The following is a 5,781-nucleotide window of genomic DNA, read 5'->3' as shown; positions in this document are numbered from 1 at the left end:
CACAGCCAGCACCCTCCCCGCAATACGGAAAAGGCCTCAGCCACAGAAACACAGCACAACCAGAACAAGACCAAACGGCCTTCCCTGATCACACTTCTTCTTCCTGTCCACAATGTTCAATGGGCCGCCTGCCCGAAAGCAGGAGGGATCATATATGTGATCGCTGCCTGCAGTGTCAAGGCCCAACTTCCAGGTCCTGTTCTGTGCTTGAGGCACACTGCGCCGGCAGGTATGGTGACAGCATGATTTCCCGTCTCCTTCTTGTCAGTCCGTCTTCCCCTGTACGGGAAGTCCTGTCTGTTCCCCTGTCCCGCCTGGGAAAGGTTTTTTCTGCCAGCACCATCGAAGAAACCAGAACTGTAATGGCAGACGCCCTGCCTGACCTTGTCATTGTGGATGAGGATATCCCGGATCCTGCCCTGCCGGCGCAATGGAACTGTCCCGTGATTCGCCTTGGGCGCGCCCCGCTGGAAAAGCCGGTTTCTGTTGCACGACTGTGGCAGGAAGTTGCACGAGCCAGAGCCTCATACGCGGACGTAAGGATCGGCCCCTGGATCCTGTCACGACAGGAAAAGCGGCTGTACAGCCGGGAAAGCCCTGATGACATACGACTGACGGATTCGGAAACGGCCATTCTGTCTTTTCTGGCCGGTGCGAATGGCGCTGTCCCTGCCGAAACCCTGCTGCTGGAAGTTCTGGGCTATCATCCGGAAGCCACAACCCATGCGCTGGCAACCCACATCTGGCGCCTGCGACAGAAAATCGAGAACGACCCGCGCAACCCGCATATCCTGCTGACGGATGAAGAGGGCTACAGGCTGGGCGTTCCAGCCCGGAAAGCATAAAGAAAAACCCCCTCCACAAGGGAGGGGGTATCTTTGGCAATCTGTCAGAAACCGAGAATCTGGTACGGCGGGCAGGCCGGTCCGGTCTGACCGCGTCTCATTTCATTCCTGATGCGGATAACCATTGCCTTATGGTCTGCCTTATCCTGCGTCCATTTCTCGGCACCCAGAATCTGGCCCATTTCCCAGAGGCGTTTCTGAACACTCTTTCGCCATTCAGACAAGTTTGGCTCCGGATTTTCCTTCCCATAGACACTGACGAAATAAGCCACCACTTCCCGGACATATTTATCCTCTCGCAAGGCAGGATCACGAACTGCCCGATCCGTTATTTCAGCGGCAGCCAGAAGCATTCTTCTGAAGTCCGCCTTCAAACGGTCTTCCTCACAGGCCATCCCCGTAGAAATCTCCAGGGAAGTGGTACGGCCCAGCAGATCCGGTGTGTCCATCTTTTTGCATTTCGTTTCCCATGTCTCCTGGTCTTCACCGGGCTTTTTGGGCGGACCAGGATTCCTGCGTTTCCCTTTCAGCCAGTCGTAGTACTGGTTGAAAGTCGCATTGAAATTGTAGGTGGGCGCACTTTCGGTCTGACGGGTTACTGTAATGCTGCCGTTACCTCCATTAACAGATATGGGCTTCTCATTACCTTGCGTTACAATAACGCCGCCCTTCCCGTCCTTGTTGTGCACGATTACAAGCGGGTCTGTTTCTGAAGGCGCCCGTCCGGATTCACCCTCCGTATCCCCGGCAGGCAGCTCATTACAGGAATTTTCCCCAATGCACTGATAGACATTCGTCTCATATTTAATGATCTTTCCATCCACAACCTGGCCAGCAACAGGCTGGTCCTCCTGATCAAGGGGTCGATCGCGGTCGATAACCACTTCGGCAGGAGGATCCTGTCTCCAGTCGGGCCTCTTGCCTTCGCCAAGCTCCGGATCACGCTGGTTGCGCCAGAACCAGGCCAAGCGCTCCAGCCTGTTCAGTTCCTCCCTGAAATCGTCTACCTCGCGCGGGGTCAGTTCCCTGCCTTCAGGGCCAGGGATCCACATGCGCCAGCCTGCTTGGCCTTTCTCCACATCATAGCAAAATTCCAGGCGATCGCCGATGTTGCCGTCGAAGACACACAGCCTGTCCTTTTTCAGGCCATTGCCAGGACCGGCGACAATGTACCCCAGATGCTGGCCGTTCAGGATACGGTTGGTACCGGGCAATACGACCAGACGGCCATACTCTCCATCCACCGTCTTGACATAGAAATCTCCGGTCAGGCTGGCAGGAACATCCTTGACAGGAATGAAATTTCCATCCTTGTCCTTTTTGTAGAAGAAATATTTTCCCCCCTCCAGCTGCCCATGCTGTGTTGGATAGATACGGCCCCCTGACAGAAATCCGCCGGAAATATATTCAGTAGAACGGCTGGCCTGTGCGGCAGCCAGACGGCCATTGGGTTTCCTGACGATTGGCACATTGGGCAGATTAAGATTAAGAACATCACCCAAGGGAAGCCCGCTCACATCCACTGTGGGGAAACTTATCATGCCAAAACCGTACCTGTACCTGCGCGCGTAAAAATAGCGCAGCACATCCTGTTCCAGTTCTTCGGCAACGGCGTCATGAACAGTTGTCAGGGTACCAAGCATAATACCATATCCCTGGATTCCCGCCTGGGGATAAGGGAGTTTTTCCCCGGCGGCCCGGGCTTTTTCATTGGCGGCAAGTGCCAGCCTTTCCTGACGGGCCTCATTCATAAGGCCGCTGAAGGACATGGGGGTTCCTTCACGGATAACCGTCCTCTCTGAACCGTGCAGCCTTACTGTGTCGCCGTTTGACAGAAATATCACACGATCAGGAAAAGCTGTCCCGGGACGATCCGGCCAGTCATGGTGGGCCTTGCTCTTCCGGTTTCCAGCCTCAACCCAGAGCCGGGATTTTCCCGGCCCGACATCATAGTTTCTGTAATCATAAGGAACATCGCTCTGATACCGGGTCTTATTGCCATCGGCATCGTAGATGGTAACAGCCTTGATATTGCCAGCCTGGGCCTCTTCAGGGAAAAGGGCGGCAAATACGGGAAGGCCCATCAGCGCAGCCAGAGCAGCACTGGCAACACGATTGCGGCCCGCAACGGCTATGGCATGGGCTATTCTTTTGCCCGCCGCTCCGGTTCCATCTTTTCCAACAGTGTCCGCCATCTTTACCTCCCTGTAACCCGTGACCGTCCTGCACCCATTGTCACAGACTGTTTTACTTGCAGAAAGTTAATTTTGTATCAATGCTATCCGCCACAGCGAAAAGTCAGGGCTTTTACCTGCCCATTCACGCTTATAACTCTTATGCCCACAGCGGGCCCAAGGGCTTCATTCGCTTCCAGAGCAGCACTGAGAACACCTGAAAGCGCCTGGTGCATGACCTTGACCTGCCCGATATCCGGCCAGGATTGCCCGTCGCAGACCTTCGTCGGGGGGCTTATGTCACCATAACCTGCTTTTTTAACAGCCCACTCCCAGTGACCCAGCATCGTACGACAGGCCAAAGGCAGTTGATTCCGGCAGGATTCTGTGTCTTCTTCCATCGCTGCCATGGCGTCAAGCGCGCCTTTCGCCGCTGCATAGCCCGCTTCTGCTGAAGGAAGGCCTTCCGGTGTTGGACCAGGAATTGTATCAGGCTTTTTTTCTTCCGGAGAAGCAGAAGACTCTGCTTCTGCCGGGTGGTGATCTGAAGGGTACATCCGGAGATCAGGTTTTTCCCCGGAGATCATTCCCAGGTCACGCATGTCCTGCATCCATTCAGTACGGGAACCGAAAACAGTCACAAGCACGGCCAGACCGAATTTCCGCTCCTCCCGGCCCAGAATCCGCTCATTCTCTTTTGGTCTCTCCCCCAGAAGATGCAGACTGCTGCCCCACCCGTCCACTTCCCAGTGGCCGGTCTGTCCATTCACAGTCCGCAGCAGGTGCCCGTACTTCCAGGTCGCCCAGGCGTAACCACTCTTCGGGTCAACCCAGTAAAAGCGCTCCGGTGGCGGACACAGGGACCGGTAGGTCTTCTGGTATGTAATCCCGCTCATCAGGTCTGTGTAAGGCACTGTTTTGGTTCCCTCGCAGAAAGGGGCGCCCTGCCGCACAACCCTGACTCTTTGCAAACCTCCGGGAAGATTTTCCACAGACCCGATTTGCACCTGACCACCATCCCGATCTCTCAGGGTAAGCTCAGGTGGTGCGGTGGCACAGCCAGAAGCCACAACAATCGCAGCACCCACACCCGCCAGAATCCTGCTTCCAGACATGTTCCAATCCCCCGCTGAAATCCTGTGTTTCCACGTGCGTACAGAGTGCCTGACCGTTTTACTTTCATGAAGAGGTATTCTGGCTGGCAGGGCCGGTTTCACTTCCAGCCAAAAAGGTGTATCCCGGATTAACCTTCAATGGAGACTGTCTTGACATACACCCCTGGAATCGCAACCCGTTTCCTGCTCTGGCTGCTGGCGGCTTTTGTCCCGATCATCGGCATCTTCGCGTCCCATGGCCTTGCAGCAGCCCCTGTGATCATCCTGATCCTGTTCCTAGCCATGGCTGTTGAGCGGCGCCCCTTCCCTGCCCTGGCCGCGTCCCCCACGCTTCTTCCGGCCTGTCTTCTGCTGCTTGTGACCTGCCTTCTGGGAGGCGGTGCAGATCTGGAACAGCTGTATGACAATGCCCGCCTTCCGGCAAGAACAGCAGGGGCCATGCTTGCAGGCTTCATGACCTGGATGGTGGTCCGGGATCTGGATGAAAGGACCCGCAGGCAGGTCTGGATCGTCACCGGTGTATCGATGGCGGCAGCCCTTTTCCTGTTTTCACTGGATGTGCTGGACCATGGGCTTGTCCAGAAAATCCTTCTGCACCTGAACCTGATCGGAGAAATCAACATGACCCGCACCAACAGGGGCGCTGTGGTCCTGGCCATTCTGGTATGGCCGGTCATGGGCTGGCTGTGGCCCCGCCGGAAAGTCCTGGCGCTGGGGCTTCTGGCCTGGACAGCCGTGATCACAATCCTGTCAGAGAGTGGCGCCGCCGTAATGGCCCTTGTGGCGGGCACAGCCTTTCTTTTGGCAGGTCACATCAGCTTCCGGTGGTTCTGTCGCCTGGTTCTGGCCGGTGCGCTTGCGGCCCTGGCCCTGATGCCCTGGATCGTGCAGGAGGCGTATGCCCTGGCCCATGGCACATGGCTGATGTCCTGGCGCCCCGGGACAATCGGGGCCAGGCTGGAAGTCTGGTCTTTTGTTGCTGAAAAAATCATGGAAAAGCCCCTGTCCGGATGGGGCATGGATGCCGGAAGGCTGTTCACGATCCCCTTCATGGAATCCTTCCATGGAAAATCCTACAAATTCGTCCATCCTCACAATGCACCGCTTCAGGTCTGGCTTGACCTGGGTGTCGCCGGCGTCCTTGCAGCAGGAATTTTCCTGGTCGCTGTGTTCCGGAAAATAATGCCGCTGGACAACAGACAGGGCCCCCGGGTTCTGGCGCTTGTGGGGGCAACGCTCACCGTCATGTGCGTCAATGTGAACCTGTGGAGCGCGTCCTGGCTGGGGCTGCTGTGCCTTCTGCCGTTCTATATCGGCCTGGGCCTGGACAAAAAACTGCCGGGCTCCCTTGCCTGACCAGGCAGGAGAACTCGGCAGTCAGGGTTTGTAACGGGTTTTTCTCAGCACATGCCTGAGCCGGGACACCTTTCCCTGCGATCTTCCCGGTCATAGGGAAACAGGGTTGTGGCAACCGTAGCCATCAGGGACTGGAATCCGGGATCCCGGGGGCTGGAGACACTGTCCACAGATCCGGAGGCCGAGGTCATGACTGTATCATACTGGCAGAAAGCCGCCTGAACCCGCACGGAATGCGGCTGGGTGGTGGCTGATTGTGTGTTCAGGACAGGCGCCTTGTCGGTCCTGCAC

5 protein-coding genes are annotated in these 5,781 nt (G+C 56.6%); 2 read left to right on the top strand and 3 right to left on the bottom strand.

Going from position 1 to position 5,781, the window contains the following annotated elements; all coding sequences use genetic code 11:
• Positions 1–242 precede the first annotated feature (242 nt).
• Positions 243–845, top strand: coding sequence for a winged helix-turn-helix domain-containing protein (locus M3O22_08335; protein ID MDP9196751.1), 603 nt, complete (start codon positions 243–245; stop codon positions 843–845).
• Between the two features lie 44 nt (positions 846–889).
• On the opposite strand, the gene M3O22_08330 is transcribed toward M3O22_08335, so the two are convergent.
• A complete protein-coding gene (locus tag M3O22_08330) occupies positions 890–3,040 on the bottom strand; it encodes a hypothetical protein (GenBank protein ID MDP9196750.1) in 2,151 nt (716 codons plus the stop codon).
• A gap of 83 nt (positions 3,041–3,123) precedes the next feature.
• On the bottom strand, positions 3,124–3,933 hold the full coding sequence (locus M3O22_08325; GenBank protein ID MDP9196749.1) for a hypothetical protein: 810 nt from the start codon (positions 3,931–3,933) through the stop codon (positions 3,124–3,126).
• 351 nt (positions 3,934–4,284) lie between these two features.
• On the opposite strand from M3O22_08325, the gene M3O22_08320 reads away from it, so the two are divergent.
• Positions 4,285–5,490: an O-antigen ligase family protein gene (locus tag M3O22_08320; protein MDP9196748.1), complete on the top strand. Its 1,206-nt coding sequence runs from the start codon at positions 4,285–4,287 to the stop codon at positions 5,488–5,490.
• 44 nt (positions 5,491–5,534) lie between these two features.
• Here the strand turns inward: M3O22_08320 and M3O22_08315 are convergent.
• Positions 5,535–5,781 (bottom strand): hypothetical protein (locus M3O22_08315; GenBank protein MDP9196747.1); only part of this gene is annotated, 247 nt, incomplete at its 5' end.

The organism is Pseudomonadota bacterium, from assembly GCA_030775045.1.
GTDB lineage: Bacteria > Pseudomonadota > Alphaproteobacteria > JALYJY01 > JALYJY01 > JALYJY01.
The sequence above is the reverse complement of the archived record's forward strand: the minus strand, read 5'-3'. Positions and strand labels throughout refer to the sequence as shown.

Excerpts from the sequence above, each read along its gene's own strand:
- M3O22_08330 (MDP9196750.1), bottom strand. The coding sequence starts at position 3,040 with ATGGCGGACACTGTTGGAAAAGATGGAACCGGAGCGGCGGGCAAAAGA.
- M3O22_08335 (MDP9196751.1), top strand. The coding sequence starts at position 243 with ATGATTTCCCGTCTCCTTCTTGTCAGTCCGTCTTCCCCTGTACGGGAA.